Origin of the sequence: Haloarchaeobius amylolyticus (assembly GCF_026616195.1) — an archaeon.
GTDB lineage: Archaea > Halobacteriota > Halobacteria > Halobacteriales > Natrialbaceae > Haloarchaeobius > Haloarchaeobius amylolyticus.
Genome location: NZ_JANHDH010000003.1, coordinates 238381 through 256371, shown reverse-complemented (window position 1 = coordinate 256371; position 17991 = coordinate 238381). Strand labels below are relative to the sequence as shown.

The following is a 17991-nucleotide window of genomic DNA, read 5'->3' as shown; positions in this document are numbered from 1 at the left end:
AGTAGTCTCAATCGTCGGTGTCGCTGTCGGTCGTCAGTGCGTCGAGGACGAATCGGACCTGCGAGACGTCCTTCTCGAACTCGTCCGCCGGCAGGTCGGCGAGGGCGTCGAGCGGCCACAGGTCGCGGTGGTACTGCTGTGCCCGCAGGCGGGCCTGTCGGTCGGGGTCCTGCCACTCGTCCCATCGGTCGCGCCGGAGTGGCTCCCACCCGGAGAGCACCTTCTCTGCACACCACCGTTCGTGCTCCACGCGGGCGATGGCATCGACCACGTCGTCGTGGTCCAGGCCGTCGTCGAGCGCTTGCTCTCCCCTGCCACCAGCCACGAGCCTGTCGGCGACCCGGCGCTTGAGTGGGACGTGGTCCGCGGCGAACCGGTTGGCATCGCGGTAGTGCTCGGCGAGGTCGGTCCAGCACGCCCTGGCGAACCGTGTGCGCTGCCCTTCGTCGAGGTCGTGCCACGCGTCGAGCACGGCCGAGAACCCGTCGAGGGAGCCGACCTCATCGATGAGGTCGCGTTCCCACGCTTCGGCGTCGTCTCCCGGCGGCAGGTCGTACCGGAGGTGGTAGAACAGGGCGATGTGCTTCGCGAGGCGGTCGCGCCGGTCGCCACGGACCGAATCCGGGCTCACGCCGGCGTCGAACGGGCCGAAGGACCGGACGGTGAGCCGGTCCGAGGTCTTCGCGTCGACCAGCTCGTCGGTCCGGGCTTCCCACTGGTCGTCCTCGAAGAAGTGGACGGTCGTGTCCATCTCGTATTCTTCCTCGTACTCCTCGAGCCGGGGGACGAGCGTCGAGACGAGCGAACCGGTCTCCAGACCGCCGGTGCCGCCGACGAAGACCGTCAGGACGTCGTCGGGCCCGAACCGCGCCGGGAGTTCGGCCCCGTCGGAGAGGAGTCGTTCGTGACTGGCCGGGAGTCCGAGGAACGAGAGCGATGGGAACAGTTCGTCGATGTAGTCGCGCACCGTCGGGTCGTCCCAGTCGCCGGTGTCGACGCCGGGGTACTCGGCGTAGAACTCGCGCTCGGCGGCCGCCGGGTCCCGGCTGACGACCGTCACGGCGCGTTCGACCTCCGGCTCGACGTGGAGGGTGTGGCATAGCCTGGCGAGGATGGCTTTCGTGATGTCGTCCCAGCCGACCAGCACCACGTGGACGCGACTGCCGTCGGTGGCCGCTTCGAGCCTGTCGACCGGTCGGTTCGCCAGCAGTTCGCGGGCGGTCGCGGTCGGTTCGTCGTAGGAGTACAGGTACAGGCCCGGCACGTCCTCGACGCGCTCGTGGAGATGGTGACGGACCTGCGTGGCCGATACGTCGGCGTAGCAGTCGGTAGCTGGTCGGCCGCCAGCGGCGCCCGACCCGCCGTCGACTGCCTGCGCCAGGGTCTGGACCACGGCCGCGTTCGTCTCGTCCTCCTCCCCGACCACGAAGACCTCGCTGGCGAGGTGTGCCTTCGCGCGCCCGCAGAGGAGATCTGCGGCAGTCGCGTCGCCGGTGAACACCCAGATACCCGCGTCGCGGGCCTGCCTGATGGCCGCGGCGTCACCCTTTCGCTCGACCGCGACGACCCGACGCCCCTGTGCTGCCAGCTGGGTCGCGAGGTCCAGTCCGTGGCTGTCGAGGCCACAGACGACCACGTGACCCGGGGCGTCGGCGTCGCGTACCCGGTCGAGGTGGTACAGGAATCCGATCTGCACGGGGCGCAGCCGCGAGGCGAATAGCGTCAGGAGCGTCAGGACCGCGGCGTAGGAGACGAACAGGGCACCGCTGAACCGGCCGACGACCACCAGTGGAAACGACTCCGCCAGCGTGGCCGGGAACGGCCCGGAGTTGAGGCCGAAGAATCCGACCGCGACCAGGCCGGCCTCGACCACCCTGTCCGGTCGGGACAGCTCGCCGTACTGGGCGCTGATGGTGAGGTATCTATAGGTCCCCACCCACCCGGCGACGAGGGTGACGAGGGCGAGCACCGACGGGATGACGACCGTCCAGACGCGGGCCCGCGGGATGGACCGGAGGTTCCGTGAGTCCGTGAACATAGCTCTCCGTCAGCGCGCCCCTCCTTTCCCCATCTGCGTCCCCACCTGCATGTCAGTGGAACATCAGACAGCGAGCTATTGAAACTAGCGGCCGTCAGCCCGCTGGCGAGCGGTTGGTGGCCCGACCTAGGACTCGTCGTCGGCCTGTATCCGGTCTATCTCGTCCCCGACCTCCCCCTGGTCGATGTATGAGTACGACTCCTGTGTGACGGTGATGTCCGCGTGTCGGAGCGCCTTCTGTGCGAGGGCCGGGTTCTCGCGGTACAGTTCGTCGCCGAGCTTGCGCCGCCCGCCGTGCGGCTTCAGGTACTCGCCGTCCTCCTCGACGCCGGCCGCCTCGCAGAGTCGTTGCATCGTGTTCCGGGCCGCGGTGGTACTCATCGCCGAGGGAGCGCAGTCGTGCTCGCGCGCGAGGTCGAGGTACCCGAGGAGGTAGCCCTGGCGCTCGACGGCCCGGTCGACCTGATGGTCGGGGACCGTGCCGTTCCGAGATTTCCGGATGGCCGCCGAGAGCGAGTTACCCGAGAGCGACGGGAACACCGGCCAGTCCTCGCTCGTGGGCCGGAGTTCACGTTTCCACTGTCTGAGGGGTGCGTGGGCGCTCTCGGGGAAGGGGACGTACTCCCAGTCCTGGCTCTTGCCCCACACCTCGATGGTCCCCTCGGCGAGGTCGACGCGTTCCCACGTCAGTCCATCGCGCCGGCTGTTCCCGGGGTCGCGGAAGACCTCGGCTCCGCGGACCCCCGTCCGGGCGAGGACGGTGACGAGTGCCCGGTCCCGGGTCCGCCGGAGGCGCAGTTCCGGTGGACACATCGGGGACTCGTACGCGCTCTCGGTCCGCCCACGCACCCACATCAGGAGGTCGTGCCGGCTCTGGTCGCTCCACACCTGCCGCGAGTCGTTCTCCTTCGTCGAGTCCCGGGGCAGGTCCTCGGCGGCCGCGTCGTTCTCGGCCGGGTTGGTCGCGATCCAGCCGTTCTTCACGCACCACGCGAGCCACGCCCGGACCGTCCGGAAGTAGGTGCGACAGGTCGAGGCGGCGAACTCGTCCCTGCGCCACTTCGATTTGAGTTCCCGCACGTACGCGCGCATGTGTCGTGTCTCGATATCCTCGAGTTCTGTGACGCCGTACTCGACCGTTATCCAGCCGGTGAACTCCGTGAGGACCGAATCGGCGTTCTGTGCGTACCGGCCCGGGCGTGCTGGCGTGCCCTTGCTCTTGGTCTCGACGTACGCCCGTCGTGGCTCTGCGAGCGGGTCCTCGCCGCCCGACTCCTCGCTCGTAGCCCCCGAATCCGCGTGGTCCATCGTGTCGGCTTCGCCTACAGCGGCGACCCCCTTCAACCTACTTGTTCTTACGGCTGTAAGCGAAAGTAGGTGTGACGAGTTGGGTTCTGGGCCCTCGACCGTCCAGACCGCCGAAATCGGGTGTATAGGCGACTGATAAACTCTATGATGCTATAGCAAATCGCCAGAATGTGGCAAGATGAGACTACGGCCTGGAGAAGCGGTATCGCGTAGAAGCGTGGGTGCTCAAGTGGCTACCGCAGTTCGTCGACGAGAGCAGTAGTCGCGGTATCGACGATCTCAGCCGCCAGACGGCCCTGCCAGAAATCGATGTCCTCGTGGCCGATCGATTGCACACCCCAGGGGACGATCCGACTCTCGTCTGGCGTCCCCCCACGAAGCCAACTCTCCTCGGGAATATCGATGAGTCCCTCCATCCACGATTTCGACGTCAAGGTCAGCGCGATGTACTGCTCCCCGTGAAACGGCCGTCCCTCGTGGTTCGAGAGGATGAGCCAGGGCCGAGCGTCCGTCTCACCTTTGAACGGGTCATCACCGTAGACGACATCGCCTCGCTCGAAAATTGGGTTGGCTTCGTCGTCGGTCACTGTTCGTTCTCCTCACTCGGATGCGGCTCGCCGGGTGCATGCTCGCGCCAAGACTCCTTGTCCTCCGTGCCGAGTTGCTCGTTGAACAGGGCAGTCGCTCGTTCGTAGCCACTGTATCCTTCGAGCCGGTCGGTATCGTTGGTTATTGCCCAGTATGCCGCCTTGTGCTCGACGAGACCGCGGTCCTTCAGTCGCGAGAGTGCGGTGCTGACCGCCCCCTCTTCGATAGCAGTCTGCGAGGCGATCTCACGCGCTTTGAATGCTCGATCCTCGTTAGCGGCGAGAAACCCGAGAACCTGGTCAGGGACGGAGAGGTCCGTGAGTTCTTCCTCGCTCGTGTTCTCGAAGGTATCCCGGTCGATGGACATCGTCGTATGAGTATGCGTCACCAGTCGTAAAAAGTGTTAGGTGTGAAAGCAACGAAAACACTGAAAACTTCGATAGTGAGAGCCGACAGTTGTAGTCACGTTCGACCACGAGGAGATTCGAGGACCGTATGCATTGAGACGACCAGTCTCAACTTCTGGCCAGAATTGGAAGTTGCGACTACACGGGCTGTAGGACCGCCAGGATGCACGATTTCAACCGGACCAACGAACCCGACGTGCTTCAAACTCGGGTCAAGACGCCTGCCCAAGTTAGCAATCCAACTTGAATCGAGTATTTAAAGAAATCAGGCCAGCGCTGCCGCCCTTCAGTTATTTTGAACTTCGACAAAGATGGTCATCGATACTCTGAGATCGTTCGGTATGGAACGTAGTAGCCGATCTCATCGATCCACGTCGAGAGCCACTCGTCAGCAGTGGCTTCATCGATATTCCCAGCATCGATTGCAGCCAACAGAACGCCAACCGACCCGACGACAGTCACGCCTTGGTCTTTCGCAAACGACCGAGCATCTCCGTCGTCAGTCAGCAACCGGCCGTCGTGTGTCCGCGAGAGCGAACGCCTGTGCTTCACCAGGGTCGAGATGGCCACTGACAACCGCCTCCCTGTTTGCGACCGTATCCGAAATCGTCGCGACTGGGATTTCGTCGTCGAGTGTATCGAGTGCTGACTGAAGATATGGATGAGCTGCAACGCCGTTTTCGAGTTCCCCGCGAACAACTGGAACTGCGCAGATTCCAGAGAGTCCTGCAACCACCCATACTGGTCGATATACGCAAAATTCGAGAGGACAGTCGTGTTCAGGACGCTCGGATTCGGTGGAATCCCGTCACCTGTCATTTCGCACGCGACTCCTCGTCATCCGAGTCTTCATCATCGAATTCCAGTTCTTTCGCTGCCTCTACCTCGTAGGCTGCGTCGTCTTCGTCGGCGAGTCCGAGGCGAAGTTCGACCCTGTGTTCCCGCAGGATGTCACGCATGGTCCATCGGTCGACAGCAGCGAGTCTCGCGGCATCGCCGAGCGTGATTCGCTCGCGCTCGTAGAGAGCAACTGCAGCTGCGATGCGCTCGTTCTCATGGTCCTCGAAGTATTCACGGACGAACTCGCGTAGTGCATCGCTTTTGCTACCAAACACTCCAGCCTCGACAGCACCTTCGATGAGGAGGTCGAGGTCGTCTGGATACGAGCCGGTGATTCGTCCCATCGTTCTGTCCTAGACTACGCCTTCATACTATTTATGAACCCGCCAGACTTCCATATGCATTGAGAGGACTAGTCTCAACTACTGGCCAGAATTTGGAAGTTGCGACTACACGCGATAGGGCCACAGAATATCCCACCGGCGAGGTCGGTCAGTTCGCTTACTGGCTACTCCCCGACCGGATTGTCGAGCTCGTGGTCGACGGTCACCCGGACGCGCTGGATGCGGGTGTTCTCCACCTGCTCTGCCCGCAGCGTCACGTTCTCGTAGTCGAACGTCTCGCCCTGCTCGACGAGACGGCCCGCGCGGTTGAAGATGAACCCGGCGATGGTCTCGAACTCCTCGCCCTCCGGGAGGACGATGCCGAGGGCCTCGTTCACCTCCTCGATGTTGACCGACCCGTCGACCAGCACGGTGTCGTCGTCGACGAACTCGACCGGGTGGTCCTCGTCCCCGGTCAGGATCTCACCCACAATCTCCTCGAGCACGTCCTCCATCGTGATGAGCCCCCCGGTGGCGCCGAACTCGTCGACGACGATGACCATGTGCATCCGGTTCTCGCGCATCTCCGAGAGGAGTTCGTCGACGTTCTTCGACTCGGGGACGTGCAGGGTCGGCTTGACCACGTCCGCGACCTCGAGTTCCGTGGAGGTACTGTAGTTGGACCCTCCGAGGTCACGGATGTCGAAGACGCCGACGACGTTGTCCAGCGACCCCTCGTAGACGGGCATCCGGGCGTGGCCCGACTCGATGCACTCCTCGATGGCCTCCTCGACGGTCGCACGCTTGGAGATGGCCTCCATGTCGAGACGGGGGGTCATCACTTCCTTGGCAGTGGCGTCGGTGAACCGGAGGGTGCGCTGGAGCATCTGGCGCTCCTCCTCGTTGAGGATGCCCTCGCGCTCGCCGGACTTGATCATGTTCCGGATCTCGTCGCGGGTGACGTACGACGACTCGATGGAGGAGTTCCCACCGGTGATGCGGTTCACGATGCCCGTCAGGTAGTAGAACATCGTGATGAGCGGCCACATCACCTTCCCGAATATCTTCAGCGGGGGCGCGACGGTCCGGGCCCAGGATTCGGTGTTCTCGACGGCGTAGCTCTTCGGCGCGCTCTCTCCGAACAGCAGGACCATCGACGTGATGCCGAACGACGAGATGAGCACGGCTGCGCCCGCGTCGAAGTAGAAGCCGACGATGGTCGTCGAGATGGACGACATGGTGATGTTGACCATGTTGTTCCCGACGAGGATGGTCACGAGCAGGCGGTGGGGGTCGTCCTTGAGCGACTTGACGACGCGCGCGCCGCGCTTGCCCTCCTCGATCATCGCGTCTATCTGGTGGGCGGGCAGGGAGAACAGCGCGATCTCCGAGGACGAGAAGAACCCGGAGCCCATGATGAGGAACAGGATCATGAGCACGCCGATGCCCGTGACCGTCGTCTTGGCCAGCTCGATACCGACGATCGGTACAGTGTACTGCAGGAGGGTGGCTTCAGGCACTGCCGTGAGCGCGGATGACATTGTCGATGTTCGGCGCTATTGGCGCAGGAGAAGTAACCCTTGTGTAACTGCTGCCGCCGTCGGCGTGACGAATCGCGCTGTGTTCCGTCGCCCGAACGTGACTGCTCGACCAGCAGACCGGCGCAGTCCCGTCGCTCGCCACATATTTGTCCGTTCCTCGAATCACCATCGACTATGCTGCCGTCGACGGCGGACTACTGGCTGGTCCGGTTCGTCTTCCAGCGCGGGTTGGCCCTGCTGTACCTGCTGGCCTTCCTCGTCGCGGCGAACCAGTTCCGCCCCCTCGCGGGCGAGGACGGGCTGCTCCCCATCGACGAGTACGTCGAGGGCGTGTCGTTCCGGGAACGCCCGAGCCTCTTCTACGTCTTCCCCGACGACCGGACCATCGGCCTCGCGGCCTGGACCGGCGTCGGCCTCGCGCTCCTCGCACTCGTCGCCGGCCCGTACTGGCTGCCCGAGCCGTACGCGATTCCGGCGTCGATGCTCCTCTGGGCGGCCATGTGGGGGCTCTACCAGTCGTTCGTCAACGCCGGCCGGGTCTTCTACGGGTACGGCTGGGAGTCGATGCTGCTGGAGACCGGCTTCCTGGCGATATTCCTCGGCGCGGGGACGAGTGGCCCACCGGTCGTCGTCATCTGGCTGCTCAAGTGGCTGCTCTTTCGCAACATGTTCGGGGCGGGGCTCATCAAGATCCGCGGCGACGACTGTTGGCGCGACCTCACCTGCCTCGACCACCACTACGAGACCCAGCCGATGCCCAACCCGCTGAGCTGGTTCGCACACCACCTGCCCGACCGGTTCCACCGGGTCGAGGTCCTCGGGAACCACGTCGTCGAACTCGCGATACCGTTCCTCTACTTCGCGCCCCAGCCCTACGCGACCGTCGGCGCCGTCGCGACCGTCGGCTTCCAGGCGTGGCTCATGCTGACCGGGAACTTCTCGTGGCTGAACGCGCTCACCATCGTCCAGGCGGTCGCGGTCTTCAGCGACGGGATGCTGCTGTCGATTCTGCCGGTCTCGACGCCCGCGACCACGTCGCCGCCACTGCTCCTGTCGGGGGTGTCCGTCCTCGTCGCGCTCGTCGTCCTCGCGATGAGCATCCGGCCGGTCGCGAACATGCTCTCGCCGGGGCAGGTGATGAACACCTCGTTCGACCCGCTCCACCTCGTCAACACCTACGGCGCCTTCGGCTCCATCACGAAGGACCGCTACCAGCTGGTCGTCGAGGGGACCGACGCCGAGGACCCCGGCGAAGACGACTGGCAGGCGTACGAGTTCAAGGGCCAGCCCGGGCGTCCCGACGAGCGACCGCCGCAGTGGGCGCCGTACCACCTCCGGCTGGACTGGCAGCTGTGGTTCGCCGCGATGCGACCCCGACCTGGCCGCCGGCAGCGATGGTTCGGCAACTTCCTCGAGGCGCTCCTGGAGGACGACGCGGACACGCTGTCACTCGTCCAGTCGAACCCCTTCCCCGACAGCGCGCCGGAACAGGTCCGGGTCCGCCGGTATCGCTACCGGTTCACCACGCCGACGGAACGGAGCGAGACCGGGCGATGGTGGGAACGAGAGCAGGTCGGGACCTACGTCGAGCCGGTCTCGCTCGACGACCTCCGGCGCGGTGGGCTCGGTCGGCGAACCCTCGCTCGCTGATTGACCGGCCCGGTGGTACAGATTGCGCTCACTCCTCCCTGGATTCCTCGCCGTCCGCCGTCCTGGCCGGGGGCGTCTTCGACACCAGTTTTCCCCAGAGGGCGCGGTTGTCCGCACCGCGACGGTAGCTCCACTCGCGGAACTCCCTGTAGGGGCCGAATCCACGGAGCGATTCGACCACGGGCCGGCCGACCCTGCCCGGGTCGGTCCTGAGCAGTGCCTCCTCGATCCCCTCGCCGCAGGAGTACACCCTCTCGTCGGTCACCAGGTGCGAACACTCCTCGTAGTCTTCGGGGAGCCGGTCGCGGAGGGCCGGGCGCAACTCGGAGAACCCGACGATTCGGACCGCTGCATGTGCCGCGAACCGCTCGGCCCACCAGGTACAGAACCCACAGTCGTCGTCGTAGACGAACACGGGCTCGCTCATACACGGACGTACGGACAGGAGCCACTAATCGGTACCACACCGTCCGAACATCGGAGGTTTCGATTCCCGACTCGACCTGGGCAGCGAGCAGTACACTCACCTGCCTGTAGACGAAACCCGTCGCGTATGGACCGGTTCGCCCAGGCGGTCGAACGCTATCGACGGCGAGCGACCGACGTCGAGCGATTCGTCCAGCTGATCGTCCTCGGTGGCATCGCCCTCGTCGCCGGTCTCTGGGTGAGCACCCTCTCGGCGACGTGGTCGGTGCCCTGGCTGGTCGGTTCCGCCCTCGTCCTGCTCGGCCTCGGCGGGCTCGCGCTCGGAATCTGGAGCGAGGTCGAGACGTAGTCCGGGGACGTGCTGTGCCGGCACGCACCCCCGGCGATAGTTTCGGCAACGATATCGGCAACCGCCGGAAGTGCCCAGACCAACCGCGAATTGGCCTGTACTCCCCGAACCGCCAGTATCGGCAATATCGGCAACACCCCGGTTTCGCTTACGTGGCTCGCTCCGCTCGGTTCCACTGTGGTGAGAACCAGCCATGTCACAGCAACAGTCGACCAGTGATGTCCGAGAGACGCACCGATTGTCCCGGCGGCCCCCGTCGGGCCGAAGCGTCGCCTGCCCGTACTGCAGGACACGGTTCGAGTTCGACGCACAGGACCGCTGCCCGGAATGCCAGGAACGGCTGGTGGACGCCCGCGACCGGTCCCGGGCCAGAACCGAACCACCCACCGAGCGGGCAGACAGATGACGGACCGGGTCTCCCGAAAGGAGGTCCTCGCGGCGCTCCGGTCGATCTACGACCCGTCACGGGACCACGAGACCGGCGTCGAGTACGTCGCGGTCGCGGACCTGCTGGGTGCCGACCACTCGCGGGTGTACCATCACCTCGAATCCCTCGTCGACGACGGCACCGTCGAGCAGGTCAGGCGCTGTCGGAGTGGCGTCGTGGAGCGTGGGTTCCGCCCGCAGACGTCGAACCGGAACTAGCGTGACGGCCGGGCGGGCGAACCAGCACGCCGTTCTGTCGCGACACGTCTACCGAACTCCAAATCGAGGACCGGGGTCGTCACCTAGCGGACGGAGAGGAAGGCGTCGACCTCCGTCAGGAGCCGGCTGGGTGCCTCGCCCGGGCCACTGTGACCGACACCGTCGAACTCGACGAAGCGGCTGCGCGGAAGCGCGTCGTGGACTGCCCGGGCACTCTCCCGCAGGAAATCCGGGCCACCAGTCCCCGACAGCACGAGTACGGGACCGTCGACGTCCAGTCGCTCCGGGAGCTGGTACTGCTCGACAGCACGGTTCATGCGGACGACCTCCTCGGCGAGCGCGACGCAGTCGGGCCAGACCGGCCACGCCGCCAGCCACGCGTCGAGGTCGTCGATTCCATCGGGGTGGAGGACCTGCTCGATGTAGCGTTTCACGGCCTCCTCACGCTCGCCCGCCTCGATGAGTCTCTGCATGCGGTCGGCGAGGTCGGCCTCTTCCCGGAACTCCTCCGGGAGTATCGCCGGCTCGTACGCGACGACCGCCTCGACGTCCGCCGTAGTCGCGGCCTCGAGTGCGGTGAGCGCCCCGAAGGAGTGCCCGAACAGGACCGGTCGCTCCTCGAGGCTGTCGACCAGCGTCCGAACGTAGGAGACCTCTCGCGCCAGCACCTCGTCGGCGGTCGTCTCGTCGACCTCGTCCAGACAGGTGCCGAACCCCTGTCGCTGCGGGACGATGGCCGCGTAGTCCTCGTCTTCCAGGTGGGCGAGGACCGGCTGCCAGTACTCCCGGGGGGCCATCCCGCCGTGGAGCAGGACGAGAGGCGTCCCGTGGCCGTGTCGCTCGTACGTGACCTCGATACCATCGCTGGACTGTGTCGTCACCATGCACCATCTGGTTCGGCGTGGACCCGGCTAAGTCGCACTCTCAGTGCTTGGGCCGTTTATAAGTGACCGTACTCGTGGCCGTTCGATACGCCCATCCGTGTCGGCACAGACGACGGCGTATGGGACTCGTCGCTGAATTCGACATCGACTGCGAGGCGTTGCCACTCGCCGGCGTCGCGACGGCCGTGCCCGGAGCGACGCTGGTCCTCGAGTTGCAGTTCAACCACGGCGACAGACCGCCGTTCCTCGTCACGGTGACCGGCGGCGCACCGCCGGCCGTCGAAGACGCGTTCTCCTCGGCCTACGACGTCGCGGGATGGACGCGCATCGGCCAGGCGGGCGACACCCGCCGGTACAAACTCCGGCCCGCGCTCAGCCTGGCGGAACAACTCGGCGACGCGATCGAGGACCTCGCCGAACTAGAGGTCCTCGCCACGGCCGACGCCATCATCGAACGTATCGAGGTCCTCCCGACCGGGTGGCGACAGACGGGGTGGTTCGCCAGCCGGGACGCGTTCGACAGGTTCCGTGCCTTCTGGCAGTCGAACGGTGGCTTCCACCTGCGCCGGCTCACCCGGGATGGCGAACCCGAACCCGCGGGGAGCGGGCTGACGGACCGGCAGGACGAGGCGCTCCGGACGGCCTACGAACTCGGCTACTTCGACATCCCCCGTGGCGCCTCGCTGGCAGACGTCGCCGCGGAGCTGGGCATCTCGGCGTCGTCGGCCTCCGAGCGCCTGCGTCGTGCCCAGACCCAGCTCGTCGAGGAGACGGTCGCGACCACGTGGCCGCCGTTGTCCGACTGAGCGAGCAGCGGTCCGGGGGGCGCCTACGGGTCTCCGATTCTGGCGTCGTCCGTCCAGCCGGGAACTACCCGTCTTCCCGCCACTCCGACCGGAGGAGCCCATACAGGAGCATGTCGTGATACTCGCCCTGGTACCAGGCGGCCTCCCGTTGTGTCCCCTCGTGTTCGAACCCGAGCGATTCCAACAGCGCGGCCGAGGCGTCGTTGAACCCCCCGACGTGCGCCTCGAGACGCCGCAGGTTCCGGTCCACGAAGGCGTACTCGACCATCCTCCCGGCAGCGTCAGATCCGTACCCCTCTCCGTGGTGTTCGGGTGCGATCCAGTAGGCCAGTTCCGCGGACCGGGCCCGGGACGTCTCGGTGGGGCCGTACCGAGATTCCGACAACGAAACGTGACCGACCGGTTGGTCCTCTTGACAGACCAGACAGTGTACGTCCTCCTCGGTGGTCAGGACGGTCTCGAAGAACTCCGTGGTCAGGTTGTCGTTCATCGGGTTGACGTCGAGTGCTGGCCGCCACACGGCCGGGTCGTTCATCACCCGTTGAACGAACTCCATGTCCTCCTCTTCGACGGGTCGAAGGGTCACGGTGTCTCCTTCCAGGAATACTGGCCCAGGCATACCTGAACGCATACCACGTTCTGGCAAATATTTTCTGACACCATGGGTGCCGGTCGCATCCGGGTCGGGGCCCAATACGGCGTCTGTGTCCGGCGGGCCTAGTATGCCCCCAGCGACACGTCCCGGTACTCGTCCAGGTACTGCTCGATCGCCTCCTCGCGCCACCCCAGCGGTGAGAGGACGCTCTCTGCGGCCCGGAGCAACTGCGTCCGGTAGAACGTGGTGTCGTACTCGTCCAGAGACTCGTGGGCCAACTGGACCCGGTCGGGCGACCGCTTCTCATCGTCGACGACCACGTACCGGACCGACTGGCCGGGGTGTCGGGGAATCTCAAGTTGCTTCGCGCGCTCCAGTGCGGCGACGTTCCGCGTGTACTGGCTGTACTCGGCCAGTGACTTCGAGACGCGGTTCGTCACCAGCAGGTCGGTGGGGTCGACGGCACCCCGGGTGAGCTTCCCGAGCCAGGTCTTCAGTCGCTCGACGACGGCCTCCGCGTCCCTCGTCGCCGCGAGGGTCTCGACGAGGTCTCGCTGGGCGTCCTCGACGAACGGGGGCGTGCTGCGCTGGCGGCACTCGATGCCGCGGAACTTGTACTCGTCGGCGTCGGCCTCTTTCCCGAAGTACTTCGTGAGGGCGCCGGCCTCGCTGTCGCGCATGGGAACGAACGCGATCCAGTCGTAGGCGGCCTCGTACTCGAGGCGGATACCCACGTCGTCAGATATCTCCTCGGCGAGGTCCGCCAGCGGCGTCTGTTCCTCGCCCTCGATGGCGGTCACCCAGATGGAGTCGACGATACCGTGGACGACGCGCCAGCCGTTCGCCTCGAAGGTCTCCTTGGCGTCGAGCAGTATCTCGCGGGCGAACGCGTTGATGGCCTCGTGGCACTCGATGCGGCCGAACTTCGCGTTCGAGAAGCCCTGGTAGCCGAAGCAGGAGACGAGGATCCACTTGATGGCGTTCGACTGGCCCTCCAGCGCCGCCCTGCGTTCCGGGTCATCGCACTCGGCGAGTTCGGCCTTGATGGCGTCGCGGTCGCTGACGAGTGGCTCCAGCACGTCCGGGAGGAAGCCGCGGTCGTCGCAGATGGCGTAGCCGAGCCCGGGGACGTCCTCGCGGTCGCTGTGGCAGTCACACCGGATCTTGTCCGGGCTCACGTTCCGGGTGACGATGATGTTCGGGTAGAGGCTCGAGAAGTCGAGTTCGTGGACGTCCTCGTGGAAGCCGGCGTCGGGGGCGAACGTGAACCCGCCCCGGTCGGCGTCGTGGAGCTGGCGCATCGTCTTCGGGAACTCGTGGCGCCAGGAGTGCCACGGGACGAGCACGCCCCGGGACCGCGCCTCGCGGATCTGGATGCCGGTGAGGATGGAGCCGATGGACGAGCGCGCGAGTTCCTGTAGCGGCTTGTGCGAGCGTCCGACGAGGTCGAGGCAGCCGTCGAGGTTCGTCTGGTTCCACATGAACGTGTTCGAGCGGTCGACGATGGCCCGCCCGGGGACGTTGTACCGGGCCGGCGAGTGCCCGACCCGCCCGTAGCTCGTGTACGTCGACCGGCCGGCGAGTTGCTGGTAGCCCACGCCCGAGAGTCTCCCGAGCGCGAACCCCTCGACCCCGACGGCCTCGGCCTGTTCGTACAGCGCCGGAATCACCTCGCTGGTGTTCACGAGCAACACGTCGGGGTCCACGTCGTCGACCCGCCCCTGGAGTCGTTCGAGGACCGCCTCCCGGTCCCCGGTCAGCTCCTCGCCGTCGACGGTGAGGGCCGTGACGTGTCGGTTCGCGAGCGCCTGCTCGTCGACATCGAGCCGGAGGACCGAGAGGTCGCTCGCCGGCGTCGGGTCGATGCCCTCCTCCAGACAGTAGCGGTACTCCCGGGAGAGGTCGACGTTGTACAGCCGGTAGACGCCGGGGTCGGCCCACGCGGCGACCTCCCGGGCGAGCCGATTCACCGCATCGATGGTCGCTACGTCGACGCGGAGCACCCGCGAGGGCTCGTGCCTGAAGCCGATGCGCTCCTCGACGTACCGGGTGTGCTCGACCTGCGGGTGCTCCGAGAAGGTCGGCTCGATCTCCGTGAGGCACCCGCCCTCGTGGGCGGAGACGTACAGCGTCGGTGTGTACGATTCGTCGACCTGGCAGGTCGCCCCGTCCTCGCCGGTGGTCCACCGGTACACGTCGCCGTCGACGAAGTCGAACTTGTAGGGCACGGAGCGGTCACCCCTGCTCCGTCGCCGTCTCGGGCTGCTCCGCGAGTGCGGCCTCGAGTTCGCTGATGCGCTTCTCCTGTTCGAGGACGATGGACACGAGCACCGGGATGGCCGTCGACCGGTGGTTGAGGTACCCTGCCGCGTCCGCGTGGGCGCGAGCGTGCTCGAACAGCGTGTCGAAGTGGTCCTGGTCGTGGCGGCGCAGCGCCCGGCGGTAGTCGCCCCAGGCGTTCTCCATCGCCCGCAGCGAGTCGCGGAACGTCGGGTTAGTACGTCCCACCGAGACTCACCTCCGGCTGCGGGCTCTCGACGAGCGCGGCGTGTCTGTCCTGCAGGACGCGCTCCCAGAACGCCAGCGTCGTCTGCACGTCGCCGTTCTCCAGCGGATAGACGAGCGTCTCGAACTCGCCGCCGGAGAACCGGGGACCGAACCGGGTGCGCTCGCATTCGAGCACCTCGTCGGCGAGGTCGTGGATGGGCTGGCTGAACGAGTCCGCCCGCTCCCGGGTGAGCAGTATCGGAACCTCGTGTTCGTCGGCGAGTGCTTCCACGATGTCGAGACCTGCGTCCAGCATCGCCTCGCCCTCGCCCCGGCGCAGGTCGTCCTCGCGGTAGAACGCGTCGAACGCCGGGAGGACCAGCAGTACGGTGTCCTCGTCGACGAACCCGGGCGTGCCGAACAGGAGGCTCTGGTGCTGCCAGGGCGTGAACGCCCGGGCGACGTCGATGCGGTCGAGCGCCCGCATGCTCGGGGCGAGCCGGGCCATCGGGCTGGTCGTCGCGTGGCCGTTGGCGTCCAGCCACGTCCCCCGTCCGCCCTCGAGGAGGACGTGGTCGAGGACGAGCGACTGGAGCGCCCCCGTGACGCGCTCGTCGGCGTCGAGCAGGGTGACGCCCGGGTCGAGCGTCGGCAGTTCCGGCGTGTCGGTGTCGGTCGGTGGTGCCGTCATGGCTACCTGAACGTAGCCACGTCCCCCACTTAGGCTCGACAGGGGTGTTTCCGATATTGCCGATACCGGGGTTCGCGGGGGGTCTAGCTCGTCAGCGACGGCTCGGAGACGGATTCGAATATCCGGGTCTAAAATCCTCTAGTGGCCGAAATGAGGGCTTCAGGCCGGTGAGACGGTACCCGCCAGACCGCTGTCTCACCGGGCGAACTTTCGGCAACTTCGGGCGCGGCTGGATTGCCGATACTGCCCTGACCGGCCCACCGGTCGCCGTGGCTCGGCGAGCAGTCACGAAAAATGGAGGCAACGAACGGAGTTCTTCCGGGCGAAGAACTCAGAGGTTGGACTTGACGTGTATCTCGTCGTCGCTGATGGCTTCGACGGCGTCGTGGTCGAGTTCGAACGTGTTCTTCTGTTCGTCGGTCCAGCCGAGCTTCTTGCGCATCCCGCGCGAGAGTGTCGCGTCGGGTTTGACGTACGCTTTGCCGCTGGCGACGTTGTCGACACGACCGATCATGTCGCCGTCTGTGGTCATCACTTTCTTCCCCTTGTCGCTTCCCTCGAATTCTCGGACCATGATTTTCTCCGGACGGCCACGGACCTGAGGGGGTCCGGGCGAGTCCGTTCCAGAGTTCGACTCTCAGCCGAAAATAACTAACACCTGATAATTATGTAGGTATCGTAACCGTTCGCTGAGGGGTCGGTTCGGTGCCTCGCTGTCCTGCAGCTCGGCGACTACGGTCCGGAGGCATGGCTCCGTCGTCGCGTCGAAACTGCCCGATGGTGTGTCCTGATCGAGAAAGATCTCTCGGCGGTCGGGTGTGGGGTCGAGAGTTACTACACAGGACGTAACTGCCTCGCACGATGAACATAACCACAGGCGACCCGGGACGGGCCGCCCCGAACCACCACTCCATTTCAATCCCCGTCCTAGAGGCCGGTCGCCCTTAGCCACCGTTGTAGTGGACTTCGGTTCGCCTGCCACTCGACTGCCCCAGTCTCTGTGTCGACCCGAAGTTTCAGTTCGAAGCTATCGACCGGGCGACCAGAAGTGGCGTAAAGTTCGAGAGAGAACCGATACGTTTCGCTGCCCATGACCGAGTCGACATCGATTGGAAGACGGACGTGCTCGGTTATGCGTTCCTTCGGTTGGACGAAGGCCCGGTGTTCCTGTCCGGTCGGTTCGGTCTCGGTCGGCGTCACGGAATCATCACCGTTGCCAGCCAATTCTAGCACCTGGGATTCGGGCGAGAGACTGACGATGACCGGGTTCGACCGGTCTCCAGCGGGAAGGAGCCGGTACTCGTAGAGCATCACGCCCTGGTTCCCACGGTTCCCGATATCGAAGACCAGGTAGAGGTCGGACGGGGCCGTCTCCCACTCGACCCGCCAGGGGGCGAGGAACGAGGCCAGAGGGCCGTTCGGCGAGTCCCGTTCGACGGGTTCGATGACCACCGTCTCGTCGTTGAGGACCGTCTTCCGATGGATCTGGCTGGCGACATGCTCACCATCCCGAAGCGGGACGATGTTCGGCATGAGCAGCGTGGGGTCGGGGTTGTTCAGGAAGTAGTACCAGAGGGTGCCGAACCCGATGAGGAGACCCGGTGCAGCCAGAAGGATGTCGGCGGGTGGGGTCCCGGTGGAAATCATCACGATTCCAAGGCCGATGAGCGCAACGAGAGCGAGCACTCCACCAACGTACGCGCCTCGCCAGTACGTCGCGCTCGTGATACGTTCGATCACGGTTGCCCCCCGATATGTCGTGATGTGTGCAACGTGACCTCTAGCGCTCGAGCTAGATATTTAAACCTAGAGTGATTCCGCTGTGCCAATGTGGCCACTGGGGCATATCGCGACCGGAATCTACACCGCCCGGCGGTTCGCGTTCGACGAGGACCCGACGCGGTATGCTGCTCACCTGCTCGGCGTGGTAGCACCTGATGTCATCGACAAACCGCTTGGGAGCCGGGAGGGCGCCCCTGCCTATCACACCGTGGCCCATTCGCTGATCACCGCCAGCCTGCTGTCTATCTGTGCATACCGCTGGGGGGAGCGCGACGGGCCATTTCGTGCCTTCGCGGCCGGGTTCCTCGTCCACATCGCCGGTGACCTCCCACTGACCCTGGACAAGTGGGACGAGCCAGAGTTCTTTTTCTGGCCACTCCTGCGCCCTGTGAACACCGTCTCTCGGCCACTGGAGGAGTACGTGGCCGACTACATCACCAGCCCGTGGTTCGTTCTCGAGATACTCCTCGCTGCGTTCGTGTTCCGGTCCCGGTCTGGCGACACGGAGACTACAGACGAAGAGTGACCAGGGGCACGCTCTGGCCCGTGTGAACTGACCGAGAAGAAAGACGATCGTCTGATCCTCGGGATTCTGTGCATCCAACAACCGTCATGACGAGAGGCCGCCCCG

Annotated in this window: 19 protein-coding genes and 1 pseudogene; 5 read left to right on the top strand and 15 right to left on the bottom strand. The window is 65.5% G+C overall.

Annotated features, from left to right (window positions below):
- Nucleotides 1–7 precede the first annotated feature (7 nt).
- The 7 genes and pseudogenes from NOV86_RS18895 to NOV86_RS18865 form a co-directional block, all read right to left on the bottom strand.
- Nucleotides 8–2038 carry an NAD-binding protein gene (locus tag NOV86_RS18895; RefSeq protein ID WP_267643355.1) on the bottom strand — a complete coding sequence of 677 codons (2031 nt, stop codon included), beginning with the start codon at nucleotides 2036–2038 and terminating at the stop codon, nucleotides 8–10.
- Nucleotides 2039–2164: 126 nt separating this feature from the next.
- Nucleotides 2165–3346, bottom strand: a complete 1182-nt coding sequence (locus tag NOV86_RS18890) for a tyrosine-type recombinase/integrase (protein ID WP_267643353.1) — start codon at nucleotides 3344–3346, stop codon at nucleotides 2165–2167.
- 233 nt (nucleotides 3347–3579) lie between these two features.
- Complete coding sequence (locus NOV86_RS18885; RefSeq protein ID WP_267643352.1) at nucleotides 3580–3933, bottom strand: type II toxin-antitoxin system PemK/MazF family toxin; 354 nt, start codon at nucleotides 3931–3933, stop codon at nucleotides 3580–3582.
- A complete protein-coding gene (locus tag NOV86_RS18880; RefSeq protein WP_267643351.1) occupies nucleotides 3930–4301 on the bottom strand; it encodes a MarR family transcriptional regulator in 372 nt (123 codons plus the stop codon). Before NOV86_RS18880 ends, NOV86_RS18885 begins: the two co-directional genes overlap by 4 nt.
- 355 nt (nucleotides 4302–4656) lie before the next feature.
- Nucleotides 4657–5160 (bottom strand): annotated as a pseudogene (locus tag NOV86_RS18875) (PIN domain-containing protein).
- Nucleotides 5157–5525 (bottom strand): UPF0175 family protein, encoded by a 369-nt coding sequence (locus tag NOV86_RS18870; protein ID WP_267643349.1) that lies wholly within the window; start codon nucleotides 5523–5525, stop codon nucleotides 5157–5159. Before NOV86_RS18870 ends, NOV86_RS18875 begins: the two are co-directional and overlap by 4 nt.
- A gap of 164 nt (nucleotides 5526–5689) precedes the next feature.
- Complete coding sequence (locus NOV86_RS18865) at nucleotides 5690–7045, bottom strand: hemolysin family protein (RefSeq protein ID WP_267643347.1); 1356 nt, start codon at nucleotides 7043–7045, stop codon at nucleotides 5690–5692.
- 174 nt (nucleotides 7046–7219) lie between these two features.
- Between NOV86_RS18865 and NOV86_RS18860 the strand changes: the two genes are divergently transcribed.
- The gene (locus NOV86_RS18860) at nucleotides 7220–8695 is read left to right on the top strand and encodes a lipase maturation factor family protein (protein ID WP_267643345.1); all 1476 of its coding nucleotides are present in this window, start codon (nucleotides 7220–7222) and stop codon (nucleotides 8693–8695) included.
- Between the two features lie 28 nt (nucleotides 8696–8723).
- On the opposite strand, the gene NOV86_RS18855 is transcribed toward NOV86_RS18860, so the two are convergent.
- Nucleotides 8724–9122, bottom strand: a complete 399-nt coding sequence (locus tag NOV86_RS18855; protein ID WP_267643343.1) for a DCC1-like thiol-disulfide oxidoreductase family protein — start codon at nucleotides 9120–9122, stop codon at nucleotides 8724–8726.
- A 126-nt stretch (nucleotides 9123–9248) separates the two neighbouring features.
- Between NOV86_RS18855 and NOV86_RS18850 the strand changes: the two genes are divergently transcribed.
- Both NOV86_RS18850 and NOV86_RS18845 read left to right on the top strand, forming a co-directional pair.
- Nucleotides 9249–9470: a hypothetical protein gene (locus NOV86_RS18850; protein ID WP_267643342.1), complete on the top strand. Its 222-nt coding sequence runs from the start codon at nucleotides 9249–9251 to the stop codon at nucleotides 9468–9470.
- A gap of 402 nt (nucleotides 9471–9872) precedes the next feature.
- Nucleotides 9873–10115: a hypothetical protein gene (locus NOV86_RS18845; protein ID WP_267643341.1), complete on the top strand. Its 243-nt coding sequence runs from the start codon at nucleotides 9873–9875 to the stop codon at nucleotides 10113–10115.
- Between the two features lie 83 nt (nucleotides 10116–10198).
- Here the strand turns inward: NOV86_RS18845 and NOV86_RS18840 are convergent, their stop codons facing one another.
- Nucleotides 10199–10999 (bottom strand): alpha/beta fold hydrolase, encoded by an 801-nt coding sequence (locus NOV86_RS18840; RefSeq protein ID WP_267643340.1) that lies wholly within the window; start codon nucleotides 10997–10999, stop codon nucleotides 10199–10201.
- 119 nt (nucleotides 11000–11118) lie between these two features.
- On the opposite strand from NOV86_RS18840, the gene NOV86_RS18835 reads away from it, so the two are divergent.
- Nucleotides 11119–11805: a helix-turn-helix domain-containing protein gene (locus tag NOV86_RS18835; RefSeq protein WP_267643339.1), complete on the top strand. Its 687-nt coding sequence runs from the start codon at nucleotides 11119–11121 to the stop codon at nucleotides 11803–11805.
- A gap of 64 nt (nucleotides 11806–11869) precedes the next feature.
- On the opposite strand, the gene NOV86_RS18830 is transcribed toward NOV86_RS18835, so the two are convergent.
- From NOV86_RS18830 to NOV86_RS18805, 6 genes are all read right to left on the bottom strand, one after another.
- Nucleotides 11870–12424 carry a GNAT family N-acetyltransferase gene (locus NOV86_RS18830; RefSeq protein WP_267643338.1) on the bottom strand — a complete coding sequence of 185 codons (555 nt, stop codon included), beginning with the start codon at nucleotides 12422–12424 and terminating at the stop codon, nucleotides 11870–11872.
- Between the two features lie 98 nt (nucleotides 12425–12522).
- Nucleotides 12523–14628: a type B DNA-directed DNA polymerase gene (locus NOV86_RS18825; RefSeq protein ID WP_267643337.1), complete on the bottom strand. Its 2106-nt coding sequence runs from the start codon at nucleotides 14626–14628 to the stop codon at nucleotides 12523–12525.
- A gap of 7 nt (nucleotides 14629–14635) precedes the next feature.
- Complete coding sequence (locus NOV86_RS18820; RefSeq protein WP_267643335.1) at nucleotides 14636–14908, bottom strand: DUF8156 family protein; 273 nt, start codon at nucleotides 14906–14908, stop codon at nucleotides 14636–14638.
- Nucleotides 14895–15578, bottom strand: a complete 684-nt coding sequence (locus NOV86_RS18815; protein WP_267643334.1) for a hypothetical protein — start codon at nucleotides 15576–15578, stop codon at nucleotides 14895–14897. The genes NOV86_RS18820 and NOV86_RS18815 overlap by 14 nt, the downstream gene beginning before the upstream one ends.
- Nucleotides 15579–15909: 331 nt before the next feature.
- Nucleotides 15910–16152 carry a DUF8593 domain-containing protein gene (locus NOV86_RS18810; RefSeq protein WP_267643332.1) on the bottom strand — a complete coding sequence of 81 codons (243 nt, stop codon included), beginning with the start codon at nucleotides 16150–16152 and terminating at the stop codon, nucleotides 15910–15912.
- A 353-nt stretch (nucleotides 16153–16505) separates the two neighbouring features.
- Complete coding sequence (locus NOV86_RS18805) at nucleotides 16506–17318, bottom strand: hypothetical protein (protein ID WP_267643331.1); 813 nt, start codon at nucleotides 17316–17318, stop codon at nucleotides 16506–16508.
- A gap of 88 nt (nucleotides 17319–17406) precedes the next feature.
- On the opposite strand from NOV86_RS18805, the gene NOV86_RS18800 reads away from it, so the two are divergent.
- Nucleotides 17407–17886 carry a hypothetical protein gene (locus tag NOV86_RS18800; protein ID WP_267643330.1) on the top strand — a complete coding sequence of 160 codons (480 nt, stop codon included), beginning with the start codon at nucleotides 17407–17409 and terminating at the stop codon, nucleotides 17884–17886.
- Nucleotides 17887–17991 lie beyond the last annotated feature (105 nt).

What these genes read in the sequence shown, in the direction of transcription:
- NOV86_RS18895 (WP_267643355.1), bottom strand. Translation starts at nt 2,038, where the DNA reads ATGTTCACGGACTCACGGAACCTCCGGTCCATCCCGCGGGCCCGCGTC.
- NOV86_RS18890 (WP_267643353.1), bottom strand. Translation starts at nt 3,346, where the DNA reads ATGGACCACGCGGATTCGGGGGCTACGAGCGAGGAGTCGGGCGGCGAG.
- NOV86_RS18880 (WP_267643351.1), bottom strand. Translation starts at nt 4,301, where the DNA reads ATGTCCATCGACCGGGATACCTTCGAGAACACGAGCGAGGAAGAACTC.
- NOV86_RS18870 (WP_267643349.1), bottom strand. Translation starts at nt 5,525, where the DNA reads ATGGGACGAATCACCGGCTCGTATCCAGACGACCTCGACCTCCTCATC.
- NOV86_RS18865 (WP_267643347.1), bottom strand. Translation starts at nt 7,045, where the DNA reads ATGTCATCCGCGCTCACGGCAGTGCCTGAAGCCACCCTCCTGCAGTAC.
- NOV86_RS18860 (WP_267643345.1), top strand. Translation starts at nt 7,220, where the DNA reads ATGCTGCCGTCGACGGCGGACTACTGGCTGGTCCGGTTCGTCTTCCAG.
- NOV86_RS18855 (WP_267643343.1), bottom strand. Translation starts at nt 9,122, where the DNA reads ATGAGCGAGCCCGTGTTCGTCTACGACGACGACTGTGGGTTCTGTACC.
- NOV86_RS18850 (WP_267643342.1), top strand. Translation starts at nt 9,249, where the DNA reads ATGGACCGGTTCGCCCAGGCGGTCGAACGCTATCGACGGCGAGCGACC.
- NOV86_RS18845 (WP_267643341.1), top strand. Translation starts at nt 9,873, where the DNA reads ATGACGGACCGGGTCTCCCGAAAGGAGGTCCTCGCGGCGCTCCGGTCG.
- NOV86_RS18840 (WP_267643340.1), bottom strand. Translation starts at nt 10,999, where the DNA reads ATGGTGACGACACAGTCCAGCGATGGTATCGAGGTCACGTACGAGCGA.
- NOV86_RS18835 (WP_267643339.1), top strand. Translation starts at nt 11,119, where the DNA reads ATGGGACTCGTCGCTGAATTCGACATCGACTGCGAGGCGTTGCCACTC.
- NOV86_RS18830 (WP_267643338.1), bottom strand. Translation starts at nt 12,424, where the DNA reads ATGCCTGGGCCAGTATTCCTGGAAGGAGACACCGTGACCCTTCGACCC.
- NOV86_RS18815 (WP_267643334.1), bottom strand. Translation starts at nt 15,578, where the DNA reads ATGACGGCACCACCGACCGACACCGACACGCCGGAACTGCCGACGCTC.
- NOV86_RS18810 (WP_267643332.1), bottom strand. Translation starts at nt 16,152, where the DNA reads ATGGTCCGAGAATTCGAGGGAAGCGACAAGGGGAAGAAAGTGATGACC.
- NOV86_RS18800 (WP_267643330.1), top strand. Translation starts at nt 17,407, where the DNA reads ATGTGGCCACTGGGGCATATCGCGACCGGAATCTACACCGCCCGGCGG.